This window comes from Methylobacterium bullatum (assembly GCF_014845095.1).
Taxonomy (GTDB): domain Bacteria; phylum Pseudomonadota; class Alphaproteobacteria; order Rhizobiales; family Beijerinckiaceae; genus Methylobacterium; species Methylobacterium bullatum.
In genome coordinates this window covers 1-22,544 of sequence record NZ_NKUG01000029.1, presented here as the reverse complement: position 1 = coordinate 22,544, position 22,544 = coordinate 1, and the positions used below count along the sequence as shown (strand labels likewise).

The window sequence follows — 22,544 nt, the reverse complement described above, 5'->3', positions numbered from 1 at the left end:
GAGACAAGTATGCCCCTGATCGCCTCGAAATACGGCAAGGGCCGCGTGCGGGTGATGCGCCTCACCCGCGACGGCGACGACCACACCCCGCGCGAACTGTCCCTCGCGGTCCTGATGAAGGGGGCCTTCGAGGCCGCCTGGACCGACGGCGACAACCGGGCCTGCGTCGCCACCGACAGCGTGAAGAACATCGTCAACGTGGTGGCGGCCAAGAACCTGTCCCTCGACAAGGAAGCCTTCGCCGAGGCCGTCGCCGCGACCTTCCTCGACACGTATCCGCAGGTCGAGGAGATCGGGATCGAGGGCAAGGAGACGCGCTGGCTGCGCCAGGCCATCGGCGGCCGGCCGCATGGCCACGTCTTCACCCTCGACGGCAACGGGACGGGCTACGTCAAGCTCGTGGCGAGCCGCGACGGCGCCGTGCTGCAGTCGGGGCTGCGGGGCTTCACCTTCATGAAGACCACGCAATCGGGCTGGGCCGACTTTGTCGATGACGCGTACCGCACCCTGGCCGACGCCACCGACCGCATCGCCGCGACCGCCATGGACGCCACCTGGACCTGGGCCAGCGCGCCCGCCGACTACACCGCGACCAATGCCCGGGTGCTCGACATCCTGATCGAGGTCTTCGGCACGACCTACAGCGCCAGCGTGCAGGACAGCATGTACCGCATGGGCGAGGCGGTCCTGGCGGCCATTCCCGAGATCGCCGAGATCGGGTTCGCCATGCCGAACAAGCACTACATCCCGATCAACCTGACACCGTTCGGGCTGGAGAACCCCAACACGGTGTTCCTGCCCACCGACGAGCCCCACGGTCAGATCGAGGCGACGATCGGGCGAGGCTGAGCCGCACGATCCCGGCCCTTCGGAAGAGGGGGAGTGCCGCCTTCCGAACGGCCTTCCGCGAGGCCGCGACCACGGGCGCCCGGCCCGGTCCCCGTAATCCCCGAACGTCCGGCAAGCGCGTCGATGGAGCGAGGACGCGCGGGCGGCGGAAGAGTCATGCCATGCCGGCCATGACTGGCAAAAAATGTCGCAGCCCGAACCAAACCCATGGGATGAAACGGCTTATTCCTGTGGCCATCGATCCGGAGGATATGGCTTGCACGCTCGGTGCATGAACATGATGCACACGCACTGACCATTCCGTGTTGCTTTACGAGGCTTTGGTGCACAAATTCTAGGTTATTGGCCGGGACTGCCGCGTCTCCTCAGGCAGTCCGGCCCGAACCTGGGACGACATCCATGACGACACGCCTCATTCTGGGAGCCGCCCTCGGTCTCGCCTTGTCCGGCACCGCTTTCGCGCAAAGTTACACCGCACCGGCCGGCATCCCGGCAGCGACCGCCCCCGGCGGTCTCGACGGACAGGCCGCCGCCCGGAACGTCGGCGAATACGACAGCCGCTTCTCCCGCCCCATTCGCACCCGGATCGATGCGGACGGCGCAGTCACGACGGGATCGGTGAGGCCGACCCCGCCACGCCACCGCGACTGAGGCCCCAGGGCGGAAAGCGGCCCGGGCGGAAGCGCGCAGGATTGGCCACCCTCGATACCCTGCGTGCCACGGTGAACGGCATGGCGAGGTGGCTGTGAAGGTGGAGGACAGCCGCAAGGGAGAGCGCCCGCGCGGAAGGCTCGAACGCCTCGTTGCTCCCAACGCTGGTGAACTGCAAGGAAGCGGAGACCGCCCCTTCGACGGGTCGCACCAGAGACGCCGGAAGAGACAGCAAAAAGCCCCGATCGCATTCCCGACCGAGGCTGACTGCTCTGAAGTGTTTTGAAAAACCGCGATCGAATCAGCAGTTTATTTGGTGGGTGCACAAGGGTTCGAACCTTGGACCCGCTGATTAAGAGGCTCCTGAAAGCCTAGCATTCTCAAGGACCATTTCGACACTTTCCCTTTCCGTTCCCGCATTGTGGGAAAAGGGAAATTTGGCTTTGTCGAAACGATTAGACCCCCCTCTCAGCACCGCTGAAAAAGGAAACGCCGTCGCGGGAGTGAAGGCCCGCAACGGCGCTAAAAGGAAGGTCTCGAGCAAGAAACCCGACGGCAATAATACGGCTCCGGCCATCTCGCTGGCAAGCCGCATGGTGGCTGTCATCGGTCGAGATGGAACGGTCGTTGGGTTGTTCCGCCGCCCCGCCGAGGTGCGTGCTTTCCTGGTGGGAGGCTGCGCATGAACGACCTCCGCACCATCGCCACCGTCCGGAAAAACAACACACAAGAGATCCGGATTAGCGTCAGCATCCGGGACGGGTACGCCCTCGTGGACATGCGGGTATTCGAAGCGCCGCGCCGCGCGGCGAGTGGAGAGCCGCATCCGACCGCAGCAGGGATCTGTCTGACGCGGACGAAGCTGCCGGAGCTCATCCAGGCTCTGCAAGCCGCGGAGCGGGAGGTGTCACGATGATGCCGGCCGTTCATGATGTCGTGCCGCCGAGCACGATCGAGGCGGAGCAGGCCTTACTCGGCGCGATCCTGACCAACCCGGAAGCCTTGGACCGCGCTCGCGATCACGTCCGGGCCGAGGACTTCTTCGAAGACGTCCACCGGCACATCTTCAGCGTGATGTGCGAGCGCCGCGATGCCGGCGACGCCATCGACTGGAAGCTGATGAAGGCTGTCCTCGGTGACGCGGACCTCGGCGGAATGACCGCCGGTGCCTACCTCGCTCGCCTGGCATCTGAAGCCATCACAGTCGTCGGTGCGCCGGGGTACGCCCGGATGATTGCCGACGCCGCTCGGATGCGGACGGTGCTAGAGACGGCGCAGGCCGCGGTGGCACGGATGACCGACGGTTCGGTTCATAGCCCGGCCGACTATGCCACGCACATGATTGAGCAGCTCGACGAGGTAGCCAGCGCTGGCCTCGCCGAGCACGCCCGCCGCGTAACGTTGGGGAGTAGCGTCGCCAGCGTCCTCGCCCGGGTCGAGCAGACCCGGCAGGGCCTCGCCCCCCGCGGCGCCCCCTACGGTCTGCCCAAGCTCGATACCGCCACCCTCGGCATGCGGCCGGCACAGTTCATCGTGCTCGCCGGTCGGCCCGGCATGGGCAAATCGACAGTCGCCTTGCACATCGCTCTCGCTGCCGCTCGACGCGCCGGTGCCGTAGGCTTCTTCTCGCTCGAGATGGGGGCCGATGAGCTCTCGGAGCGGGTGCTCGCCGCCGCGGCTTACGATCCGCGCTCGCAGGAGCCGATCACCTATCGCGCCATCGCCGAGGCTCGCAGCCTTTCGCCGGAAGCCATGTGGCGCCTGCAGGAAGCCGAGAAGGCATGCGCCGAAGTTCCCCTCTGGATCGAGCCGCAGTCCGGTCTGACGCTGGCGCAGATCGCGGCCCGGGCCCGTCAGATGCGTCTGCGCGCCGAGCGTAGGGGCATACCGCTAGCGGCCATCATCATCGACCACATCGGCCTGATCCGCCCCTCCAAGCGCTACCAGGGCAACCGGGTGCAGGAGATGACCGAGATCACCACCGGCCTGAAGGGGTTGGCGAAAGAGCTCGGCATCCCCGTGGTCGGCCTCTCGCAGCTCAACCGCGAGGTGGAGAAGCGGCAGGACAAGCGTCCGCAGCTCTCAGATCTGCGCGAATCCGGGTCGATCGAGCAGGACGCCGACGTGGTGCTCGGCCTGTTCAGGCAAGGCTATTATTTGGAGCATAAGGCCGACCGAACGGACGACGAGGAGATCCTGCTCTTCAACTGCCAGAATGAGATCGAGATCGAGATCCTGAAGCAGCGTTCGGGTCCCACGATCCGGATCACCTGCTTCTGCGACGTCGGCTGCAACGTCCTGGCGGAGGTGGCGCGATGAGCTCGCTCCCGACCATGCCGGTAGGCGTAGACAGGCACATCGCCGACACCGCCCACATGACGAACGAGGAGGCCGGGGCCTACTTCCGCCTGCAGATCTTCGCGTGGCGCTCGCCGGGCTGCTGCCTGCCGGACGATGATGCTCGGTTCGCCCGCATGCTCGGGACTACCCTGAAGCGCTGGGGCGTTTTGAAGCCAATCGTCCTGGCCAATTGGACGCTCCAAAATGGTAATTGGAGCAACGATCAGGTCGCTCGCGAGCATCAATTCGTTAGCGAAAAAGTCGAGCGGAAACGCGCCGCTGGGAGGAAGGGTGGACGCCCTAAGTCATTGGAATTACAGGATCAGGAGGAAGCATTAGGTTCTGTAATCGGAAAGGAAAACGAAAACGAAACGAAAGCAGCTAAAGCTAAAGCTAAAGAATCCCCTATAGTCCCCACGGGGGACGAGGATCCCGAAGGCTTCGCCGAGTTCAAATCGACCTACCCGAAACGCAACGTCGCTTTCCCGACGACCTACGCCCGGAAACGCTGGCTCGAGGCTCGACGACGGGGAGCCACGCCTGCCGAGATCATCGCTGGAGCCAAGGCCTACTCCGCCGAGCAGGAGCGCATCGGCAAGGCCGGCACGGAGTTCGTGAAGACCGCCGATGCCTGGCTGCACCAGCGGCGCTGGCGGGACTATCCCCAGACGGCTGGCGAGCCGGCGCCGGTAGCAGAGATCCCGGCCGAAGTTTGGCGCGAGCGGGTCCGGGCCTGGAAAGCGCGCGGCGGCCACTGGCCCTGGCAGCGCACCGAGCCCCCCGACGACCCACGGACGAAGGTCCCGCCCGCAATCCTGGCCGAGTTCGGCATCCGGCATTCGGCGGAGCGGCCGGCGCTCGCCTTGCTGACGGGGACAGGCCGATGAGCAGTCCCGAAAACTCGGGCCTCACAGCATCGGCTGAGATTTCAGCTTATGTTTTTCAATGGCTTAGCCGGTCCGTGGCCGCTGCCCCGTTTTGGGGACCGGCAATCTGCGCTCCCCGGATCGGGGGAGCTCACCGGTTGGTTCCCCGCGCTGGGTGGATCATCGGCGGTTCTGGTTTCCGCCAGTTCGGGCGGAAACCCTCGAAGCAGTCGACCACCGGAGCACGACGCAAAATTGCGTTGTCCTATCCGGCACCGAATGAAACTGTCCGAAGGTCCGCAATCCGACGGGTGCAAAACTGCGTCGGTCGAACCATTCTCGGCGAGTTGCTGGCGGGCTGTGAGCTACTGGCCACTGAGCGAAGGGCCGCCGGATGTTCCTCCGGTGCCGGGCGGGCTGCTGGTGAGCGTGCCACCGATGTTCACGTCGGGCGTGCTGCCGGGAACGGAAGCCGGGCTCGGATTACCGGGAATGGCATCGGCTGGACGGCTGCTCGTACCGCTCGCCCGCGGAACCCGGCCCGGCTCCATCGATGGCGTCATAACGCCGGTGTTGCCAGCCCCGCCGGTGGGAGCCAGTTGCTCGGCGAAAGCCGGCGCGGCCACCATCACGGCCAGCGTGGCGGAGAGAGCGAGTTTCGTCCGTGTCATGTGTCCGTCCGTGCGACTGAAGTCGATCAGCAACGGCCGGCAGTCCGGAAGGTTCGGCGCTGCTTCGGCGTGACGGCAAAAGTCGCGCTGCCGCGGCCCGGCATCTGACCCTGCTCAAAACCAAACCCCGAGTACCTGGTGGAGTGCGTACCCATGCTGACCCAGTCCCCCGATTTCGATAAGGGCCGTCGGATTTCCTCTCCGCATACGGTCAGCCGCTGCCTGATCCCGTTCGATCGGCGTGAGGGCATGACCACCGCGGAGGCGGCTCAGCAGGCGAACCGCACTGAGCGCACGATCCGGATGTGGTGCCGGGATCATGACATCGGTCGGCGGATTGCGGGCGGCCCCTGGCTGGTATCCCGGGTCGCGCTTGCCATGTTCCTGAACGGCGATGAAGCCGCCCTTCGAGCCTATCTCGCTGGCGAGCGGCAGAGCTCCAGCGTCCTAGCGTACTTCGCTGCCCACGGCCTGGAGGAGCTCACTTTCGGCTGATCTATGCACGTCGCGGAAATCGTGACGTATCGCTGTGTGTGAGTTGGGAAGACAAAGAGCCAGCAACCGACCGCTTGCGAGGCACCATGTCGAACCGCTCCTCTTATGATGCCTGCATCGCTGCCCGTCTCCCGAAGGAGATGCCGCAGCTCATCTCTACGGCAGCGTCCAACGCCTTCATCTCGCCTTCGGCCTACATTCGGCAGGCCATCGCCGAGAAGCTAAAGCGAGATGGCTATCCCCTCACATCGACCAGGCCCTCGGCCGCCCAGATGGCCGCCTGATCCGCATCGCAGAGGAGATACCCATTATGGTCAAAGCCAAGCCCCACCAGACCGCCCCCCAGTCCAGCGAGGCGACGCCCGAGAACGACCTCGCCGGCCTCATGCGCACCCGTGAGAACCTGCAGGCACGGCAGGCTGCCCTTACCACGGACACCGAGAAGGCGATGGCCGAGCGTCGCGCACTTCTCATCGCCGGCACCGACGCGGCCGGCATCGCCGATGCGGAGCGCCGCTGCCGCGAAGCCGAGGGCGCCGCCTTCGGCATCACTGACGCGCTGAAGGAGGTGGACCGTCTGATCGCCGACACGGAAGCCCGGATCGAGCAGGATCGCCAGGCCAACCAGCGTGAGGACGTCGCGGCCCGCCTGGAACGGGACAGCCAGGCCATAGATGCTGCCGCCGCCAAGGTCCGGAAGGCCGTCGACGATCTCGCCAAGGCCAATGCCGCCTTGGCGTCCGCCATCAGCCCGATCGCCGCCCCGCTGTTCGCCAAGCGCGACATGCACGGCATGCGAGACGGCGATTCTCCCGAGACGATCGCGAGCTTCATCGTCGGGTACATGCTCGCCAGCACCATCTCGACATTGGAGGTCTCAGAAGCGGGACAGCAGATGCAGTTCGGCTGGAAGAGTGCAAAGCCCATCGAGCTTACGGAAGGGAACGCCCCAGCAGTCCCGCTCCTTGTCGCCCCCATGCGCGAGTTGGCCGAACGCATCCGCACCGGCGAGGCATCCCCGGACCTGCGCGCCTACGCCGAACCCGAGCCCAACTTCGACGCCCATCCGGGTCTCGTGCAGATCTACGTCCTGCAGCGGTTCAGCTACCTCACCAAGCGCGAGCATGTCCCCGAGCTCGTCTCCGTGTCCCGTACCCACCTGCCCGAACCCGTGGCCCGCCTCGCCATCGCGCAGGGCGTCGCATCCGAGACCGAGCCGTTCAACTGGCGCCGGCTGAGCGAGGCCAGCCAATCGGGCCCGCAGCAGAACATCCCACTTTCGGCCTACCCGCCCATCGGGTTCGTCCTGGAGGACTGGAAGAAGGCCGAGGCCGAGAAGGCCCGCAACGCCTGGCTGGCCGAGCGCCGTCAGGCAGCGTGATCACCAATCGCCGAGGGGCCGTCTCCTCCTCTCGGTGAGGTGCCCGCGGGGGTGAGGCGGATCCAATCCGTCCCGTGGGCACCACCCTTTCCTTTCAGATCGCAGGATGACCTCATGCCCGGCTACAGCCAGGATCAACTCGACCGCGCCCGTCGGCCGTTCCAGGGCGAGCAAGACCGCAACGATGCCGTTGCCGTCCTGGGCCACCTACTGACCGAACAGCGGGAGGGGCACAGCGACGAGCGCGCGACCGCCATTCGAGCCATCACCTCGGCGGTGCAGGACTTCGACACCCGCACAGCCCTCGGGGCACCGGCATCAAGCTTCGACGGCCCCAGTGGAATGCTGGCGACGGCCAGTGTGGTTCGACTCTCACCCCCCAGCCCGACGCTCGCCCCGGCAGCAGCACCCCCATCGAGCGCTTCAGTGACCTTGCAGAACGGCAGCGTCGCGGCCTCTCGAGCCAGCATGGAGCGCGAGCTCAAGCGCGCTGGCCTCGCCGCATCAGAAGGAAGCGCCGGAAAGATCGATGTGCTCGCGGTCAGCCCGCCATCGAGCATGACCCGCGAGCTGAAGCGGGCCGGCCTGATCCCGCGGTGAGGGGCGTGCCCCCTCCCGACCGGTCGACCGACCGCCGGGGACCCTGGCACCCGGACGCCTATACGGGTGGTCGGGGCCCCCAATGTTCCTAGCGCTGGCTTCAAAATTCTAGGTGCGCACCCATGAGTAAGCCCGTCTCTGGCAACAAGCTGGCCGCCATTTTGGGCGTCTCTCAGACCGCTGTGCGCAACGCCTTAAAAGGCAATCGCATCAAGCGCTTGCCGGGAGGTCTTATCGATCCCGTAGCCGCTCGGGAGGATTGGGCGGCGACCACGGACCCCTCCCGTAGCAAGGTGCGCACCTCAGGCAAAGTGCGCACCCAAGGTGCGCAGGTAGGTGCGCAGGTGCGCACCGAGGCTGAAGCTCGCGAAGCCGTCACCCTGATCTCCCGCATTCTGGCCGAGGAAGGCATGCGTGATGACGGCAAGGGGATCGACTTCGGCAAGGTCCGCACTGCGGAATTGATTCTGAAGGCCCGCCAACGCCACCTCGACCAAGCGGAGCAGGAAGGCACCCTCGTTGATCGGGCTGCCGCCGAGAAGCTGTTTTTCGACTTGGCTCGCGAGGGCCGTGACGCGTGGCTCTCTTGGCCGGCGCGGGTCGGCATTCCGATGGCGGAGGAGATCAAAATCGATCCGACCACGGGCAAGGTCGATCCGCGCAGCCTCGTCACCGTCCTGAGCAGCTACGTCCGCCAGCATCTCGCCGAGATGGGTGAGCCGTCCGACCCCGAATGGAAGAAGCCCAAATGACCAACGACAGGATGGAGTATGGCGGAAATCACTGTGTGTCTTAGCGATGCTAGGTAGGCGGTCCACCCCGCCGGCCCCTCGATCAGATTGGAGCGGCGGAGCTGCATCTTGTCCCCCGCCGCGGTTTCACTTGCGGCTTTATCCCCGTGGCGCTCGCCACCCGGCAGCCTTCGCCTCGTCCTCCGAGCAGAACATACGCTCGCCGTCCTTCTCGCTGATCCGGGTCCGCTCGTAATCGCGCGATCCGGGGACGTGGAAGACCTTCTCGCCCTTCCGGCTGATGTTGCCCTTGATCGCGCAGCTGCCCACCTGGATGGCCGGCTGCGGAGGCGTTGGCGCGGGAATGGGACCATCTGGGCCGCCGGGAGCTGCGACCCCCATCGTCATGGCCCGCTCGCCCTTGCGCCAGTCCCCCGGCGCCGTGAAGGAGCCGGCCCATATCCCGAGCTTCCGCGCCTTCGCGGCATCCTCGGCGCCGACATAGTCCTCCGAGTACCGGCGATAGGCGATGGCGTAGCCTTGCGCGACCAGCCAGCGGCTCAGATCCTCCGCGCTCTTCCGGCAGACCGCGACGGTGCGCCCGTATTTGTCGGTATCGCGAGGATCGCAGGAGACAGGCGTGGAGCCAATCCGGTCGGCCAGGGCTAGGGCAGCGGCCTGCCCGCGTCGGAAGGGCTTCCCTGCCCTGTCCTGGCAGAGCTGCCCGCTCTCCGGCGCGTCGATGCCGTGGAGGCGGATGCGGGTGCCGCCGATGTCGAGGGTGTCGCCGTCGACCACCGAGGCCCGGCCGGTGATCGGCTCGGCCGCGAACGCAGGAGCCAGAGACAGAGCGCCGACGAAGACGAGGGCGGGTGAGCGCATCGATTTCATCAATATCGACTATCGATTTGATCTGCTGGAATGATGGTGCAGCGCAGTGCATATCCCTCTCATCAGACGGGGCGCAGTCCCCGAAACACTAGAGGGACAAGTATCATGACCGTTCGTACTCTCGTTCTCGCCGCTCTCGCTACCGCCACCCTGGTGGGGACCGCGATCGCCAACGAGCGCATCAACGTCACGCCGACGCTCTACCGTGAGCAGGCTCGCGTTACGGCATCGGTTCGCCCGGCCTCCGAGCTGACGACCACGCCGTCCCTGACCCCACGTGCCCCCGCGAACCGGCGCCTTGTCGCCGACGCTGACGCCTCGGCCAGCTAAGACGGCTTCTTGGCCGGTCTGGTCCCAGCACCAGGCCGGCCGCGATGCGATCCTCACTCTGCCGGATCGCGCCGCGCGCCTGTCGCCACCACCTTCATCATGGCGTCGGACAATGGGCGTTGCAGCTCAAGGGCGACCTCTGTCGGCGCCTCAAGCCACGTCCGCCACTCTTCTGGCGTCGTCAGTAGGACCGGCATGGCCTTCGGATGGACGGGGCCGACGATCCCATTCGCATCACAGGTGAGGAACGAGAACAACTGGTGCTCGGCCTCCTCCCTATCGGGGTTCTCGGCCTTCGTCCCGCGCACGCCGGTCCAGGGCCGCCAGATGCCGGCAAAGGCAAACAGCGGTCGGTCATCATCGAGGGCGAACCACGTCGGCGTCTTCTTGGGCTTGGTGTCGGCGTACTCGCTGAAGGAGGACACCGGGACGAGGCAGCGGTATTCCGGCTTGAGCCACGGTCGCCAATGCGGGCTCTTTACGTTCCGCACGTTGGTGACGGGATGCTCGCCGTACTGCTTCGGACCAGGGATGCCCCATCGGAGCATCTCAAGGGTTCGCCTGCCGTCCTCGATCCGAACGATGGGCGCCACCTGGTCGGGGAAGATGCCGGGCATCCTCGGCAGGTTGCCAGCGCGGTCCTGCTCCACACCGAAGGCTTCCCGGATCTCCGCTTGCGAGGTGATGAGGCTGTAGAGGTTGCACATTCCAGCACCATTCTGCCGCAGCTACGATCCGCCGTCTGTCACGTTAGCCGAGGCCTTCGGAAGGACAGACGATGACCTCAGACCCGCGCACCGCCGGCCCTCGACCACCTTTTCCCGGAGATCAGCAGCAGGAACGGCCTGGCCTAACGTCGAAGATGACACCAGTGCCGGACCACGGCGAGGAAAGCTATGTCGGCAAGGGACTGTTGATAGGCAAGGTCGCCTTGATCACGGGGGGCGACAGCGGAATCGGGCGTGCGGTAGCGATCGCCTATGCCCGCGAAGGAGCGGATGTCGCGATCTCATACCTGCCAGTCGAGCAGTCCGATGCGGAGGAGACCGCTCGGTGGATCGAGAAAGCCGGGCGACGCGCTGTAATGTTGCCGGGCGACCTGCGGGATGAAGCGCATTGCCGCGACCTCGTCACTCAGACCGTCGAAGCCCTTGGCGGCATAGACATCCTGGTGAACAACGCTGCTGCGCAGACAGTCAACGAAGACCTCGACGACGTGACGGCAGAGGATCTCGAAGGGTCATTCCGAGCCAACGTGTTCGCTATGTACTATCTCTGCCAAGCGGCGGTGCCCCACATGAAGCCGGGCTCGGCGATCGTCAATTCGACCAGCCAGCAGGCCAAGATCGCCGACAAATCGATGCTGATCTACGCGGCGACCAAGGGCGCTATCGCGAGTTTGACGATCGGCCTCTCGAACCTGCTCGCCCCGAAGGGCATTCGCGTGAACTGCGTCGCGCCTGGTCCGATCTGGACACCCATCCAACCGATCGTGAAAAGCCCCGAGCAGATCGAAAAGCTTGGCGAGGATACCCCCCTTGGGAGAGCTGGCCAGCCCGCCGAGCTCGCGCCGGCCTATGTTCTTCTGGCGTCGCGCGAGGGTAGCTACATGGCCGGCGCGTTGGTGCCGGTGACAGGTGGCACTCCCATGTTCTAGCCGAGCGGCGCGTCCTGGCGTCGTAGAGAACGGCGAGCACTTTACTGCGGGACCGGCCGTGTGGCCGGCTGCGCCGGCTCTTCGACAGCAGGATGCGTGATCAGCCGCCTCGAGGGCCGGATCGACGCCATGGTGACGTCGGTGCGGGACGCGGGACGCCATGCTGAAGGCCTTCGTGGAGCGCTCGTCGAGGTAACTGCCCCCGCTATCCACAGCCCTGTATAACTGCCCCTGCCCCGCCCGGCTCACGCCGCGGCGGGGCTTTTCTAGTGCCGAAAGTGGGGCAGCTTAGGAACTATATAAGCGTCTGAAATCCCATCTACACGTTCGAAGCCCGTCTCTCAGGAACGAAGCGTGGTATCAAGCGATGTCGCAATTTTCTCCTACCAATTAAAAAATCAGCACTGCAAACAGCAAGGTGGGAACGAATGGGAGATATAAGCGACCAAGACGAATTTTATGCAAGAGATTGATATTGTTGGATTTTTCCTTTTGCGCAACACAAGATGTAGCGCTACAAACCAAAAATCTGATATAAGGGGGATATAACGTGCCGGAGGAGCAGACAGATGCAGATCGACGACCCATGCGCGCTCCTTGCTCGCCTAATGCAAGAAAAAAACGAAAGTGGATGGCTAGAATTTAAAACAAACAACGCAAACCCCGAGGAGATTGGAGAATACGTTTCCGCTCTAGCAAATGGGGCGATGCTTGCTGACCGTGACAGGGCCTATTTAGTATTCGGAGTTCAGTATAAGCCAAAGAAAAAGGTTGGAACAACAATAAACTTTTCGACTATGAAAAAGGGTTCAGAGGTATTTTCAAACTGGCTTCAGAGAATGATCGAGCCAAAACTTTTAATAGATTTGGTTGATTTTGAATGTGAAGGCATGCAGTTTTCAATCGCAGCAATAGAGCCGACCTACGACCGTCCGGTACGTTTTTCGGGGACAGAATATATCAGAATCGGAGAGAACAAAAAGAAACTTGGTGAGTTTCCGGAGCATGAGCGAGCGCTTTGGCTTGCAACCGGGCGGCGCAAATTCGAAGATGCAATAGCATTATCCAATCAAACGCCAGAAAAGGCTCTCAGTTTATTAGATGTCGACGCATATTTTGACTTTACTAATGAAAATAAGCCAAAGAAAATATCTGAAGTATATAAAAAGTTGATAGCCAACGGCTTTATCAAAGATAATATGAATGGCAAATACGACATAACAAATCTAGGTGCGATACTTCTTGCAACAGACGTATCAAGCTTTCCGTCAATTCGAGGGAAGGCCGTGAGACTAATTAAGTACATTGGCAAAGATAAGTCTAAATCTGATTTTGAGCGGACGGCAACAAAAGGATACGCGAGCGGATTTGTTAATCTAATGCGATTTTTAATGATAAACCTTCCTACGAACGAAACGTACGTGGAGGGTGTTAGAAAAAATATTCCACTGTATCCAGATATTGCAATTCGGGAGCTTCTTGCTAATGCGTTAATACATCAGGATTTCACTATTTCTGGGGCTGGTCCAGTAATTGAGATTTATTCAAACAGAATTGAAATTACAAATCCTGGCAATTCATTGATTGAAACAGATCGAATGCTGGACGAAAGGCGATCCCGGAATGAAAAACTAGCATCTGCTATGAGGATATTCGGGTTGTGCGAAGAGCGTGGCGGCGGGTTAGATAAAACTATGATTGCTGTTGAGCAACAGCACTTGCCAGCTCCTGAATTTGTTTCATCAAAAAACTCAATGCGTGTGATTTTGTTCGGGCCAAAGACGTTCACGGAAATGAATAAGCAGGAAAAACAGCGAGCGTGCTTTTATCATTGCGTATTGCGTTGGATAATACATGATCCGATGAACAACTCCTCTTTGAGAGAAAGGTTCTTAGTGGCAGATGATGACTACCAATCTGTATCTTCAGTTATATCGGAGGCTATAAAAACCAAAAGAATTGTCCCGGCCGATCCTAATCAAGGAAAAAGGAACGCACGGTACGTTCCCTATTGGGCGGGCTAGTGAGGACATTGATTCAAAAAGCCTGGTCGCCGTCATGGCGCGCCGGGCTTTTTCGCGTCCAATAGAACGTTCAGAGGGCCCCAATCTCGAACTCCATTCCCCTGCCCGGCCCCTGGTCGGCATAGTCGATAAGCACGTATCCGCGCTCTGCGAGGTCGGCTTCGAGGATGTCGCGATGCTTCCGGTACATCTGGCCGATCGCGAGGGGGGTCAGCCGAGGATTGCCGCGTCGCAACTGATCGACGCTGACGCTGACTGGCACCCCCTCGCGATCAGCGATACGGGCGAGAGCTAAGGCCAGATCGGCAGCCTTCGTCTCTGAGGCTGATTTCGCCTTGAACACCATTGCGCCCCGTCTCTCTCAAGCCACCCGCAAGGCCGGGCCTGCTTCCTCAAACATGACGATTAGCACGTGTCGTCCGGCGGAATCGTGCACGTCAACGAGCCAAGACGACCAGTCGAGTCGACCTGCGCAGCTACTCATGATCGTTCTGGCAACCCGAATCGCTTCCGCACGCAGGTCCGTCCGTGCTCGCAGGTAGCGGCCAGATAGATCGAGCACCGCGTGATGGCCGTCGGTGCAATGGAAACGGTAAGTGCCCGCCTGCATTTACCTTTTGCCTTCTCATCCACAGGCGTGCACAGGCGGGACAGATTGTCCGCCTAGAGGGCTTGAGCTGCGCTCGTCAAAGCTGTTTGTTCCCTTTTTGTTCCAGAGGAAGGGGATCATTAGATGCACGGTCGAACTGCCGAGGCCCCCCTCAGTGAAGCAGAACGCATCGCGCAAGCCTACGCACTGGCTGCACACGGCGACACCTGGGCAGCGCTCGTGAAAGCCGTCGGCGACGCGCTCGCTGATTTGGCAGAAGCTGAGCGGCGCACAATGCGATGTGATCGTTTGATCTCGCGCGGCTACGTCCGCGCAAGGCAGCCTGTGCCGAGCACGCGGCTGTGAAAGTGCGTCAGATTGTGGAGCTTTGCGCCGAAGGAGACAGCACAGTCCGCGTGCCAATCCTTGGTCCTGCGCTCTGTGCCGGCTTCCCCTCGCCTGCTGACGACTTCCTAGAAGGCTCCCTCGAACTGCCGCGCTGGCTCGCGCCCAACCCGCCAGCCACCTTCGCATGGAACATCTCCGGCGATTCGATGCGGGATGCAGGCATCTTCGATCGTGACCTCGCCGTGGTCGATCGGAGCTTGAAGGCGGCGCACCGAAGCGTGGTGGTTGCGGCGATCGATGGGCAGATGTCGATCAAGCGCTTCCTGGTCGACGGGAACGTTGCGCGCCTGTCGTTCGAGAACCCGGACCTTCCGGCCTTCGCGGTTGAGGAGACCGGCGAGGCCGAGATCTGGGGCGTCGTTCGTTTCTCGATCCGCTGGCACATCGCCCGGGCGGGCCTCGTTCGATGAGCCGTGCCATTGCCCTGATCGACGGCAACAGCTTTTACTGCTCCTGCGAACGCGTGTTCGACCCGAAGCTCGCCGGCGTGCCGGTGATCGTGCTGTCGAACAACGATGGCTGCGCGGTGGCCCGGACCGCCGAGGCCAAGGCGCTTGGCATCAAGATGGGCGAGCCCTGGTTCAAGATCCGCGACCTGTGCAAGCGCGAGGGCGTGCGGGCGTTCTCGTCCAACTACACGCTCTATGGGGACATGAGCGCCAGGGCGAACGCGGTCTATCGCGACTTCTCGCCGGCGGTGGAGATCTACTCCATCGATGAGAGCTTCCTCGATCTGTCGGACGTGCGTGAGGATCGGCGCGTCGAGCTCGCGCGTGACCTGCGTGCGACGGTGCGCGCCTGGACCGGCATTCCGACATGCGTGGGGATCGGGCCAACGAAGACGCTGGCGAAGCTCGCCAACCACATCGCCAAGACGATCCCGGATCTCGGCGGCGTCTGCGACCTCTCGGACGAGGACGAGCGGGCGGCTTGGCTCTGCCGCATCCACGTCGGCGAAGTCTGGGGTATCGGCCGCGCCTCGCTGGCGAAGCTCGAAGCCATGGGCGTTGATTCCATCGCGGATCTGCGCGACCTCGACCCGCGTCCGGTCCGCAAGGCGATGACGGTGGTTGGCGAGCGCATCATTTACGAACTACGCGGCGTGTGCTGCCTGCCGCTCGAGCTGATGCCGGCTCAGCGGAAGGGCTGCGCCGTCACGCGCTCGTTCTCCAGCCGGATCGAGGACCGAGCCACGATGGAGCAGGCGGTCTCCGCCCATGCGACGCGCATGGGGGAAAAACTGCGACGAGGCGGGCTCGGTACGACCCACGTCTCGGTTTTCTACCACACGTCTGAACATGACCGCGGCGACCCGATGCGATCGGTCTCGACGACTGTCACGTTGCCCGAGGCGACGAACGACACACTGGCGCTGATCAAAGCGGCGCGCGAGGGCGTGTCCCGCACTTGGCGCGAGGCGCCGGGCGACCGGCCGTGGCGCTACAGCAAGGCCGGCGTCATCACCACCGACCTTAAGCTACTCGAGGAATCCCAGCGAGCCCTGATCGGTCAGCTCGACCGCGAACGCAGCGCTCCGCTGATGGCCGCGATGGACGAGTGCAATCGGCGTTTCGGACGTGGCGCCGTCGTGCCGGCTCGCGCTGGCCTGGAGAAGAAGCGCACGTGGTCGACGAAGTTCGAAATGAGAAGCCCACGCTACACGACCCAGGTCAGCGAGTTGCCGACCGCTCACGCGATTCCCTGAGTGCCAACCATCACCGCGTTGTATCTAGCCAGCATCTCCTCACGATGCGCGACAGTTCGGCGGCAAGCTGGTCCCTGGTCATCGGTATTGATCTCGGGTTGGCGTATCATGCACAACGAGACCTAAGCCGGAGGGCTACTGCGCATTTTCATACTAACGTTCCAGCAGACCGACGTCTGATCCACTTGAAAGCGTTCAAATTGCGCATTTTAGAGAAAGGCATATAAAAAAATTGCGCACATCGCCTAGAATGAACTCCGCAAACTAACTAAGACAGCCCTGAACCATTTGATCGTACAACTTATATAAGCCTCTTACATCAATATCCTCTTCTTTTAGACCAGAAACATAAGTCAATACTTGAATTCTCAATCTCCTTGCGCCTAGTATCGCAGAAAGATCCTGGCCAGAAAACGAAACGAATCCTAAGCTTTTCGCTGTTTCGGTCGGCAGACGCATTCCGCTTGAAGGATCATTGTCTATACGATACTCATATCCCTGGACGCCACCCTTTCGGCTATAATCTACATACATAGTCCCCTTGGAGACTTGAATACGAGCGTCTTTAGATGAAGCAATAACACATTTAGTCTTGTCGGTAAAACTATCAACTTTCTTGTAAAGATTCCATCCCAACTCTGTTTTAACTAAACTTCCAAGACCTGCCGCTACAGCAGAATTAGGAATGGCTATGCTCACAAGCATAACCAATAATAAACTTGCTTTGACAAACCTCATTTTATGCACCTCAACGAAAAGATGAATCTGCTTATGTGGAAGCACTGTGATCCTGAATCACAAAAAATTAGCTCAGATGCAGTCACTCATTTGGCATAAAAACACTACCGTGAATGACAGCTAACCACGCAACTCGTTAATTCGCTGAACGAGATGCCGAATCGCGCACCTACAGCCGTCGATCGCCCCACCTGTCCCGCCGAGGATCTCGTACCTGTTCGTAACTGACCCGCAAACTTCTGAGGTGTATTTTTCCCACGCCGCCTGCGACTTAGAAAAATCAGCCTGCAAAGCCTTAAATGTAGCTTTTTCGTCTCCTCCATATTTTCCTTTATCAGCAGCCGCCTCAATGTTGGATTTCTTCGCTTTTGCTACCTCACCCTTCATAATGTCCTTTAAAGCCTTGACTTGATCATAAAGGCACTCTGAGCGTTCTACATTTGAAATATTATTGTTTTCGCAACGATCTATGTATGTAGCGACTTTCGTTTGAAAAGGTCGCAGCGTCGGATCATCAGTTGGAAAGCGTTCAGCGGATATAGCGGCTTCCGTCAGAAGCACAAACAACGGTAGAAGAACCCATTTGGTCACGCAATCGCTCCGCCTGCTACGTTCAGATACTGCGCTTCTCACAGCGCATTTTATAATAAGCACACCAAACGTTAAGTCGAACTTCGAACTTCGTTCAGACGAGCAACTAAATGTCGGATCTCACATCCCAAGGCAGCTTGATAGGCTCCTGAGCCACCATAATTTTCGTAATCTACATAATTTTGACATTGCCGCTTCGAGTAATCCTCCCAAAGCTTTTGTGCCAGCAAGAAATCAGCGCGCCACTTTGCAGCGTTTTCTTTGCCAGCTAGAATGCCAGCCTCCGGCTTATCATCAGCAATCGAATTTATTTGGACGAGCTTTTTTGCTATCTCTGCCTTGAGTTGAGTAGTGAGTCCGCGGACGACATCCGAATAACACCCTCCCCTTTCGAACTCTGCCATTTTACGGCTCTCGCAACGCTTGTAAAACTGAATGGGAGAAAGCTGTTTCCCTCCTAAAAACGGATCATCCTCAGCCTGTGAGACGCTAGAAGTTGATAAGAGGAGCAGTAAGAATAACAAAAATCTCTGCGACGACAACATTATAGCTTTCCTCAATATCCTTTACCATTCGGAAGTCACATTCCGAGGCCATCGGCATCCGCAGGGATGAACTCAACCCGTGAGATCTTGAGTGGCGGTCAATGCCCTGCTGGCTCATCCTCAGAAAATCACCTGATGCCATCCTCGACAACGGCACGTTCGAACGCCTCGTAGGCGTCCAGGTCACTCTCGAACGTCTCGTCCCACACGATGTGGCTGGCATCCAGTCCGACCACCTCCAACGTCCACTCATCCTCGGTGCCCGCGAACCGGTAGATGTGAACCTTCACCGTGTGGCCATCACGGGTGATCGGACCGCCAAGGGGGGAGTGCTCTAGTTCGCGATCTGGAATGGCCATGGGGCTCCTCCCTCAGTCCTGTTCGTCAGCATCCTGCCGCTTCTTCAAGCGAACGCCAGCCCCTCCGCCATTCTCTGGGATGAACTCAACGCCAGCGGCTTCGAGGGCGGCCTCAAGCGCACCAACCGTCCGATCGTACAGCCCATCACCGCGCTCAAAACGCGCAACGGTGTTCGGTGAGACTTCTGCCAAGGCCGCGAGATCACGAACACCGAGGCCGAGCGCCGCCCTAGCCATCCTGCACTGAATTGCGCTCATCGCCACTGATAGTAACCCTGCTACTAAGTCGCTTGACGCAGGCGCAAGCGAAGTGATAGCTATGTTACCAGCTTGATGCGAGAACTCAAGCATACGCGGCTCGCGTCGGTGTTTGCACCACCGCGCGAGCCTGACCAAAACCGCATCTGGAGATGCTGTCCATGGCTATCCGAAATTCTACAGCATCGGCTCGCGCCGGTGAACGCTCTCGCTCGCCTTTTGCGGCGGCATACGCTCGTCCATTTCCAGAGCTTGAGGCTCCAGAGGACGAGACAGGAGAGCATTGGCCTGTCATTCGCGCCGATCGGCCTGATACGGACCACGTCCGTGCACCACGCTTCCTCGATATGGCCGGTGACCTCGTCTCTGCCGTCCTCATCATTGCCGGGGGCGTGCTCGCCTACGGCTTCGCGCATCTGGCTTGAGGGAGGGCGACATGAAGATGCTTCGCTTCCTCGGGCTCGCCCGTGATGCCAACAAGCCGTCCCTCCGTGATCGAGCTACAGCACTGAGGGCCTCAGCCGCCCGCGTTATCCGTCGCGAGCCTTTGGATCAGGCCGGCAACGAGCGGCGCGTACTGATTGCAGGGTCGCTTGCAGCTGCCGTTCCCCTTCCCGCAATTGCGATGGCGGCAGGGCCAGTCTCGACCGTTTCGCCAGATGCCGACCTGCTGGCGGCCGGAGAGCGATATTTCCAGGCCAAGAATGCAGAGGAGACGGTACGAGAAGCCTATGGCGAGGCCTGGATGCAGGTTTATCCTGTGCTGCAGACTTGCCCGTCAGCTCTCCTCGTAACCATGGAGGAGAAGTTCTCTGTCCTCGGCGGGTGGAGATGGCCGTCGCGCCTAGGCATGAACCTACGCCATCTTCCAACGCGGCCCGAGGATTCGGGAAAGCCCAGAGCGGCAGACTACATCGGTGAGGCTTGGACGGGGCAAGCGTTACGCGAAGCCATCCGCCAAGCTGTTACCCTGATGGGCCGCGGCGGACAGACACCGCACCGCATCCGCCGTTGGCACAAAATGCTTCCGATCGCAGACGCCTTTGATGCGCAGATGCAGGGCATTGAGGCCACATCGAACTATCAGGGCCTCAGGCTGGCCAGACGCGAGGCTGAGAAGGAGCTTCATGCTGCAAGGCTTGCCATTCACGGCATGGTGGCGACCACCCCTGAAGGCCTGGCTGTCCTCACACGCTTGATAGGCAGCTATTCGTGGAAGGACTCGGGGTACGGCATGCCAGACCTGCTGCGGAGCGCAGCCAACGTGTCCGGTGTCGATCTCGCAGAGCTCGAGCATCAGTACGCCAGCACCCACAGTTCGGCGAGGTCCTGACATGTCCAACGTCGTTCGCTTCCCGGCCTCTCGCCGGATCCAAGCCACCACCATCCCACGGGCGGAGTTCGAGCGCCTGGCCGAACTCGCCCTCGATATCGTCGACCGCATCGTGGCGCTTCTCGATGAGGCGGACGGTGATCCCGATCGCGAAACCGACACCGACCAGGAGCCGGACGTCGAAGGGGAGCCGTCTCTCGGCGCGCCTGAGGGGCACGAGAGCCAAGTGACGTGGCTACGGGGCGGAAGCCGCGATCTTGAAAGCTGCTGAACGGCTATGACCCGGCCGGGCCGCCCCAAGGGGGTCTGGCTGGGACGGCATGCTTCGGGACGAGAACACCCGCCGCCCGATCAAAAAATCATATCGATGCTTTACAGCGCATGTTAGACAACGTAGCATCATTGTGAGTTTTTGGAGATAGGCCGTGGACGCAAAGCAGATCGAGACATGGGCATTCGCACGGAGCGATGCGGCCGCTCTGGTCGGCATGACGAGCGGCCAAGTCGGCAACTACCTCACACGCTATGATCTTTTTCCGGCTCGCCCCAAGGGCAAGGGCCACCACGTCAGTTTCAAGCTCCCGGAGCTTCTAAAACTGTGTGCGGTCAAAGCACTCATCCAGCTTGGTTTTACGCCGGAGCAGGCCGCCGGGGCTTTGAGGCGCAGCCGCGGGCCATACAGCGCCATGCTCAACGACGGCTACGGCGATAAGCAGGAGCCTCTCTATACCTTCCCGGGGACGTTGTTCTTCTCCCGCAATCCGGATGGGCACTTCGTCGAGGCCGACAGCGCCGATACGCAAGTGAGCATCCAAATCCGCTGCTGGCCCCTCTTCGACGAACTCTGGCCCCGGGTCCGTGCCCAGATCGAGAAGGAAGGCGCCTCTGACCGCCCCCCCTACCCCGGCAACGTCACCGAAGGCATCGCAGCCTTCGAGAAGCGCATCGCCGACCTTCGCGCTCTGCGCTGGAACGAGGAGGCCTGATAGGATGGCTCGGCCGGTTGCATATCCCCTCGGATCTTGGCCGCTCGAAATGCGCGCTGAGACGGCGGCCGCCTTTTGCGACGAGCCCAGTGTCGAGGCTTTCCGTACGAAAGTGGATCGCGGGATCTACTCCCGCCCGCGGACGGAACGTGGCTGTTTGCCGAAGTGGCACCGTGATCGGTTGGCTCAAGATATTGCTCGCCGACACGGCCTCGCCATCGCCGCCATACCGCTGGCTGAGAGCATCGAGGGGCTGATCTGATGCCCCGCCGCAAGCCCCAGGGCTGGCCCAAGCTGATGGTAGCTCGGCGGCTCAAGTCAGGCCTCACCGGGTATTATTGGGTGCCGCCGACATGGGCGGTCAAAGCGGGCTGTTCCGTCTGCTCGGAAGCGCTCGGCAACGACTACGGGGCCGCGAAGGCACGTTGCGATGACGTTCTCAATCCGCAGTTCGATGCTTGGCGTCAGCGCGGCTCCATTCCCGCCGAAACGAACCGGGTCCGGATTGGCACCTTCGATTGGATGGTGGCTCTCTACAAAACATCACCGAAATTCACGAGCCGGCCACCGAAGACTCGCAAGGGTTATGACGCCGCTCTCCATCTCGTTTCGAGCTACGTCTTGAAGGACGGCAGACGGTTCGGCAGCTTGGCCTTGAGCAGCATCACACCTGGAGCCGCGGATCGTCTCTACGAACGACTGAAGCTCAAGGCCGACGGCACCGAGCGTATCCGCACCGGCATCCTTTCGATGAGCATCGCAAAGCGAGCTTGGAATGTAGCGCGCCGGGACAAGCCTGAGATCGTCCCGGCCGATAACCCCTTCGCCAAAATGGATCTCACCTATCGGTCGAAGCCGACGCGGCCAGTGACGCACGATGAACTAGTGCGCTTCGTGGCGGCGGCCGACGATGCTGGAGAGCCGTCGATTGGCACCGCGGCGATGATCGCGTTCTTCTGGCTCCAACGCCAGGAGGATATCCTAAAGCGCTTGGCCTGGACGCACTACCGTCCGACCGACTCGCCGGGCATCGCGCGGATCTTCCACCATAAAACGGGCGAGGTGGTCGAATTGCCGCTGTTCGACGTGGATGGCACGGTTCTGTGGCCCGAGCTGATGGACCGGCTGGAGCGCCTCCCCCGGCGGGGCACTCTTATCGTCACGCGAGACCAGCCGGATCGCCGTCGGAAAGTCTGCCTGCCATGGGGCGAAGACTACTTCCGGCACCGCGTCGCCGATATCCGCGAAGCGGCTGGCGTCGATCCCGAAGTGAAGTTCATGGGCCTGCGCCACGGCGGCAACGTCGAGGGCGCCGAGGCCGACCTGACTGACGCTCAGCTCCGCGCGCTGAGCGGCCATCTGACCACCGCCGCACTGCTCAGGTACGCGCAAGCGACCCCGAAGCAACGGCAGGCGGGAGCGCGGAAACGCTTGGACGCGAGAACGAAGAAGGAAGGTTTGTCGAAATGAGCCGGTGATGCCGTGTCGAAACGGCATCTCATCCATCGGCTAAGTCATTGAGATATTTGGTGGGTGCACAAGGGTT

Annotated in this window: 28 protein-coding genes; 18 read left to right on the top strand and 10 right to left on the bottom strand. The window is 61.4% G+C overall.

The window, feature by feature from the left end; genetic code table 11:
• The first annotated feature begins 9 nt into the window (after positions 1–9).
• The 5 genes from pucL to MBTS_RS03995 all read left to right on the top strand — a co-directional run bounded on the left by pucL (position 10) and on the right by MBTS_RS03995 (position 4,727).
• A complete protein-coding gene (gene pucL, locus MBTS_RS04015; protein ID WP_056143476.1) occupies positions 10–849 on the top strand; it encodes a factor-independent urate hydroxylase in 840 nt (279 codons plus the stop codon).
• A gap of 399 nt (positions 850–1,248) precedes the next feature.
• Positions 1,249–1,500, top strand: coding sequence for a hypothetical protein (locus MBTS_RS04010; protein WP_056143474.1), 252 nt, complete (start codon positions 1,249–1,251; stop codon positions 1,498–1,500).
• A gap of 682 nt (positions 1,501–2,182) precedes the next feature.
• Complete coding sequence (locus MBTS_RS04005) at positions 2,183–2,416, top strand: hypothetical protein (protein WP_192215140.1); 234 nt, start codon at positions 2,183–2,185, stop codon at positions 2,414–2,416.
• Entirely contained in the window at positions 2,413–3,819 is a 1,407-nt protein-coding gene (locus tag MBTS_RS04000; RefSeq protein ID WP_192215139.1) for a replicative DNA helicase, read from the top strand. Before MBTS_RS04005 ends, MBTS_RS04000 begins: the two co-directional genes overlap by 4 nt.
• Positions 3,816–4,727, top strand: coding sequence for a DUF1376 domain-containing protein (locus MBTS_RS03995; protein WP_192215138.1), 912 nt, complete (start codon positions 3,816–3,818; stop codon positions 4,725–4,727). The genes MBTS_RS04000 and MBTS_RS03995 overlap by 4 nt, the downstream gene beginning before the upstream one ends.
• Before the next feature lie 344 nt (positions 4,728–5,071).
• Here MBTS_RS03995 and MBTS_RS03990 read toward each other — a convergent pair whose 3' ends face one another.
• Positions 5,072–5,377 (bottom strand): hypothetical protein, encoded by a 306-nt coding sequence (locus MBTS_RS03990; protein ID WP_192215137.1) that lies wholly within the window; start codon positions 5,375–5,377, stop codon positions 5,072–5,074.
• 153 nt (positions 5,378–5,530) lie between these two features.
• Here MBTS_RS03990 and MBTS_RS03985 point away from each other — a divergent pair, with 153 nt between their 5' ends.
• The 4 genes from MBTS_RS03985 to MBTS_RS03970 all read left to right on the top strand — a co-directional run bounded on the left by MBTS_RS03985 (position 5,531) and on the right by MBTS_RS03970 (position 8,605).
• Positions 5,531–5,872, top strand: a complete 342-nt coding sequence (locus MBTS_RS03985) for a helix-turn-helix domain-containing protein (protein WP_238253957.1) — start codon at positions 5,531–5,533, stop codon at positions 5,870–5,872.
• A 310-nt stretch (positions 5,873–6,182) separates the two neighbouring features.
• Positions 6,183–7,253 (top strand): hypothetical protein, encoded by a 1,071-nt coding sequence (locus tag MBTS_RS03980; protein WP_192215136.1) that lies wholly within the window; start codon positions 6,183–6,185, stop codon positions 7,251–7,253.
• A 114-nt stretch (positions 7,254–7,367) separates the two neighbouring features.
• On the top strand, positions 7,368–7,853 hold the full coding sequence (locus tag MBTS_RS03975) for a hypothetical protein (protein ID WP_192215135.1): 486 nt from the start codon (positions 7,368–7,370) through the stop codon (positions 7,851–7,853).
• A 122-nt stretch (positions 7,854–7,975) separates the two neighbouring features.
• The gene (locus tag MBTS_RS03970) at positions 7,976–8,605 is read left to right on the top strand and encodes a hypothetical protein (RefSeq protein WP_192215134.1); all 630 of its coding nucleotides are present in this window, start codon (positions 7,976–7,978) and stop codon (positions 8,603–8,605) included.
• A 138-nt stretch (positions 8,606–8,743) separates the two neighbouring features.
• On the opposite strand, the gene MBTS_RS03965 is transcribed toward MBTS_RS03970, so the two are convergent.
• Positions 8,744–9,466, bottom strand: coding sequence for a thermonuclease family protein (locus MBTS_RS03965; protein ID WP_192215133.1), 723 nt, complete (start codon positions 9,464–9,466; stop codon positions 8,744–8,746).
• Positions 9,467–9,580: 114 nt separating this feature from the next.
• Here MBTS_RS03965 and MBTS_RS03960 point away from each other — a divergent pair, with 114 nt between their 5' ends.
• Positions 9,581–9,805 (top strand): hypothetical protein, encoded by a 225-nt coding sequence (locus MBTS_RS03960; protein WP_192215132.1) that lies wholly within the window; start codon positions 9,581–9,583, stop codon positions 9,803–9,805.
• Positions 9,806–9,858: 53 nt separating this feature from the next.
• Here MBTS_RS03960 and MBTS_RS03955 read toward each other — a convergent pair whose 3' ends face one another.
• Entirely contained in the window at positions 9,859–10,512 is a 654-nt protein-coding gene (locus tag MBTS_RS03955; protein WP_192215131.1) for an SOS response-associated peptidase, read from the bottom strand.
• A gap of 71 nt (positions 10,513–10,583) precedes the next feature.
• On the opposite strand from MBTS_RS03955, the gene MBTS_RS03950 reads away from it, so the two are divergent.
• A complete protein-coding gene (locus tag MBTS_RS03950; RefSeq protein WP_192215130.1) occupies positions 10,584–11,462 on the top strand; it encodes an SDR family oxidoreductase in 879 nt (292 codons plus the stop codon).
• A gap of 569 nt (positions 11,463–12,031) precedes the next feature.
• Positions 12,032–13,486: an ATP-binding protein gene (locus tag MBTS_RS03945; protein WP_192215129.1), complete on the top strand. Its 1,455-nt coding sequence runs from the start codon at positions 12,032–12,034 to the stop codon at positions 13,484–13,486.
• 70 nt (positions 13,487–13,556) lie between these two features.
• On the opposite strand, the gene MBTS_RS03940 is transcribed toward MBTS_RS03945, so the two are convergent.
• Positions 13,557–13,832: an adenylosuccinate synthase gene (locus MBTS_RS03940; protein ID WP_192215128.1), complete on the bottom strand. Its 276-nt coding sequence runs from the start codon at positions 13,830–13,832 to the stop codon at positions 13,557–13,559.
• 15 nt (positions 13,833–13,847) lie between these two features.
• On the bottom strand, positions 13,848–14,096 hold the full coding sequence (locus MBTS_RS24205; protein ID WP_373321294.1) for a DUF6894 family protein: 249 nt from the start codon (positions 14,094–14,096) through the stop codon (positions 13,848–13,850).
• Positions 14,097–14,437: 341 nt separating this feature from the next.
• On the opposite strand from MBTS_RS24205, the gene MBTS_RS03935 reads away from it, so the two are divergent.
• Complete coding sequence (locus MBTS_RS03935) at positions 14,438–14,893, top strand: LexA family protein (protein WP_192215127.1); 456 nt, start codon at positions 14,438–14,440, stop codon at positions 14,891–14,893.
• The gene (locus tag MBTS_RS03930; RefSeq protein ID WP_192215126.1) at positions 14,890–16,188 is read left to right on the top strand and encodes a Y-family DNA polymerase; all 1,299 of its coding nucleotides are present in this window, start codon (positions 14,890–14,892) and stop codon (positions 16,186–16,188) included. Before MBTS_RS03935 ends, MBTS_RS03930 begins: the two co-directional genes overlap by 4 nt.
• A gap of 264 nt (positions 16,189–16,452) precedes the next feature.
• On the opposite strand, the gene MBTS_RS03925 is transcribed toward MBTS_RS03930, so the two are convergent.
• The 5 genes from MBTS_RS03925 to MBTS_RS03905 all read right to left on the bottom strand — a co-directional run bounded on the left by MBTS_RS03925 (position 16,453) and on the right by MBTS_RS03905 (position 18,772).
• Complete coding sequence (locus tag MBTS_RS03925; RefSeq protein WP_192215125.1) at positions 16,453–16,971, bottom strand: hypothetical protein; 519 nt, start codon at positions 16,969–16,971, stop codon at positions 16,453–16,455.
• A gap of 75 nt (positions 16,972–17,046) precedes the next feature.
• The gene (locus MBTS_RS23955) at positions 17,047–17,517 is read right to left on the bottom strand and encodes a lysozyme inhibitor LprI family protein (RefSeq protein ID WP_192215124.1); all 471 of its coding nucleotides are present in this window, start codon (positions 17,515–17,517) and stop codon (positions 17,047–17,049) included.
• 71 nt (positions 17,518–17,588) lie between these two features.
• The gene (locus tag MBTS_RS03915; protein ID WP_210322647.1) at positions 17,589–18,062 is read right to left on the bottom strand and encodes a lysozyme inhibitor LprI family protein; all 474 of its coding nucleotides are present in this window, start codon (positions 18,060–18,062) and stop codon (positions 17,589–17,591) included.
• 128 nt (positions 18,063–18,190) lie between these two features.
• Complete coding sequence (locus MBTS_RS03910) at positions 18,191–18,421, bottom strand: hypothetical protein (protein ID WP_192215122.1); 231 nt, start codon at positions 18,419–18,421, stop codon at positions 18,191–18,193.
• Between the two features lie 12 nt (positions 18,422–18,433).
• Positions 18,434–18,772 carry a helix-turn-helix domain-containing protein gene (locus MBTS_RS03905; protein WP_373321292.1) on the bottom strand — a complete coding sequence of 113 codons (339 nt, stop codon included), beginning with the start codon at positions 18,770–18,772 and terminating at the stop codon, positions 18,434–18,436.
• A gap of 343 nt (positions 18,773–19,115) precedes the next feature.
• On the opposite strand from MBTS_RS03905, the gene MBTS_RS03900 reads away from it, so the two are divergent.
• The 4 genes from MBTS_RS03900 to MBTS_RS03885 all read left to right on the top strand — a co-directional run bounded on the left by MBTS_RS03900 (position 19,116) and on the right by MBTS_RS03885 (position 22,468).
• The gene (locus MBTS_RS03900) at positions 19,116–20,012 is read left to right on the top strand and encodes a hypothetical protein (protein WP_192215121.1); all 897 of its coding nucleotides are present in this window, start codon (positions 19,116–19,118) and stop codon (positions 20,010–20,012) included.
• A gap of 1 nt (position 20,013) precedes the next feature.
• Complete coding sequence (locus tag MBTS_RS03895; protein WP_192215120.1) at positions 20,014–20,283, top strand: hypothetical protein; 270 nt, start codon at positions 20,014–20,016, stop codon at positions 20,281–20,283.
• A 154-nt stretch (positions 20,284–20,437) separates the two neighbouring features.
• On the top strand, positions 20,438–20,998 hold the full coding sequence (locus MBTS_RS03890) for a MerR family transcriptional regulator (RefSeq protein WP_192215119.1): 561 nt from the start codon (positions 20,438–20,440) through the stop codon (positions 20,996–20,998).
• A gap of 261 nt (positions 20,999–21,259) precedes the next feature.
• Positions 21,260–22,468 (top strand): site-specific integrase, encoded by a 1,209-nt coding sequence (locus tag MBTS_RS03885; protein WP_192215118.1) that lies wholly within the window; start codon positions 21,260–21,262, stop codon positions 22,466–22,468.
• Positions 22,469–22,544: the final 76 nt, after the last annotated feature.

What these genes read in the sequence shown, in the direction of transcription:
- pucL (WP_056143476.1), top strand. Translation starts at nt 10, where the DNA reads ATGCCCCTGATCGCCTCGAAATACGGCAAGGGCCGCGTGCGGGTGATG.
- MBTS_RS04010 (WP_056143474.1), top strand. Translation starts at nt 1,249, where the DNA reads ATGACGACACGCCTCATTCTGGGAGCCGCCCTCGGTCTCGCCTTGTCC.
- MBTS_RS04005 (WP_192215140.1), top strand. Translation starts at nt 2,183, where the DNA reads ATGAACGACCTCCGCACCATCGCCACCGTCCGGAAAAACAACACACAA.
- MBTS_RS04000 (WP_192215139.1), top strand. Translation starts at nt 2,413, where the DNA reads ATGATGCCGGCCGTTCATGATGTCGTGCCGCCGAGCACGATCGAGGCG.
- MBTS_RS03995 (WP_192215138.1), top strand. Translation starts at nt 3,816, where the DNA reads ATGAGCTCGCTCCCGACCATGCCGGTAGGCGTAGACAGGCACATCGCC.
- MBTS_RS03990 (WP_192215137.1), bottom strand. Translation starts at nt 5,377, where the DNA reads ATGACACGGACGAAACTCGCTCTCTCCGCCACGCTGGCCGTGATGGTG.
- MBTS_RS03985 (WP_238253957.1), top strand. Translation starts at nt 5,531, where the DNA reads ATGCTGACCCAGTCCCCCGATTTCGATAAGGGCCGTCGGATTTCCTCT.
- MBTS_RS03980 (WP_192215136.1), top strand. Translation starts at nt 6,183, where the DNA reads ATGGTCAAAGCCAAGCCCCACCAGACCGCCCCCCAGTCCAGCGAGGCG.
- MBTS_RS03975 (WP_192215135.1), top strand. Translation starts at nt 7,368, where the DNA reads ATGCCCGGCTACAGCCAGGATCAACTCGACCGCGCCCGTCGGCCGTTC.
- MBTS_RS03970 (WP_192215134.1), top strand. Translation starts at nt 7,976, where the DNA reads ATGAGTAAGCCCGTCTCTGGCAACAAGCTGGCCGCCATTTTGGGCGTC.
- MBTS_RS03965 (WP_192215133.1), bottom strand. Translation starts at nt 9,466, where the DNA reads ATGCGCTCACCCGCCCTCGTCTTCGTCGGCGCTCTGTCTCTGGCTCCT.
- MBTS_RS03960 (WP_192215132.1), top strand. Translation starts at nt 9,581, where the DNA reads ATGACCGTTCGTACTCTCGTTCTCGCCGCTCTCGCTACCGCCACCCTG.
- MBTS_RS03955 (WP_192215131.1), bottom strand. Translation starts at nt 10,512, where the DNA reads ATGTGCAACCTCTACAGCCTCATCACCTCGCAAGCGGAGATCCGGGAA.
- MBTS_RS03950 (WP_192215130.1), top strand. Translation starts at nt 10,584, where the DNA reads ATGACCTCAGACCCGCGCACCGCCGGCCCTCGACCACCTTTTCCCGGA.
- MBTS_RS03945 (WP_192215129.1), top strand. Translation starts at nt 12,032, where the DNA reads ATGCAGATCGACGACCCATGCGCGCTCCTTGCTCGCCTAATGCAAGAA.
- MBTS_RS03940 (WP_192215128.1), bottom strand. Translation starts at nt 13,832, where the DNA reads ATGGTGTTCAAGGCGAAATCAGCCTCAGAGACGAAGGCTGCCGATCTG.
- MBTS_RS24205 (WP_373321294.1), bottom strand. Translation starts at nt 14,096, where the DNA reads ATGCAGGCGGGCACTTACCGTTTCCATTGCACCGACGGCCATCACGCG.
- MBTS_RS03930 (WP_192215126.1), top strand. Translation starts at nt 14,890, where the DNA reads ATGAGCCGTGCCATTGCCCTGATCGACGGCAACAGCTTTTACTGCTCC.
- MBTS_RS03915 (WP_210322647.1), bottom strand. Translation starts at nt 18,062, where the DNA reads ATGTTGTCGTCGCAGAGATTTTTGTTATTCTTACTGCTCCTCTTATCA.
- MBTS_RS03910 (WP_192215122.1), bottom strand. Translation starts at nt 18,421, where the DNA reads ATGGCCATTCCAGATCGCGAACTAGAGCACTCCCCCCTTGGCGGTCCG.
- MBTS_RS03905 (WP_373321292.1), bottom strand. Translation starts at nt 18,772, where the DNA reads ATGCTTGAGTTCTCGCATCAAGCTGGTAACATAGCTATCACTTCGCTT.
- MBTS_RS03900 (WP_192215121.1), top strand. Translation starts at nt 19,116, where the DNA reads ATGAAGATGCTTCGCTTCCTCGGGCTCGCCCGTGATGCCAACAAGCCG.
- MBTS_RS03895 (WP_192215120.1), top strand. Translation starts at nt 20,014, where the DNA reads ATGTCCAACGTCGTTCGCTTCCCGGCCTCTCGCCGGATCCAAGCCACC.
- MBTS_RS03885 (WP_192215118.1), top strand. Translation starts at nt 21,260, where the DNA reads ATGCCCCGCCGCAAGCCCCAGGGCTGGCCCAAGCTGATGGTAGCTCGG.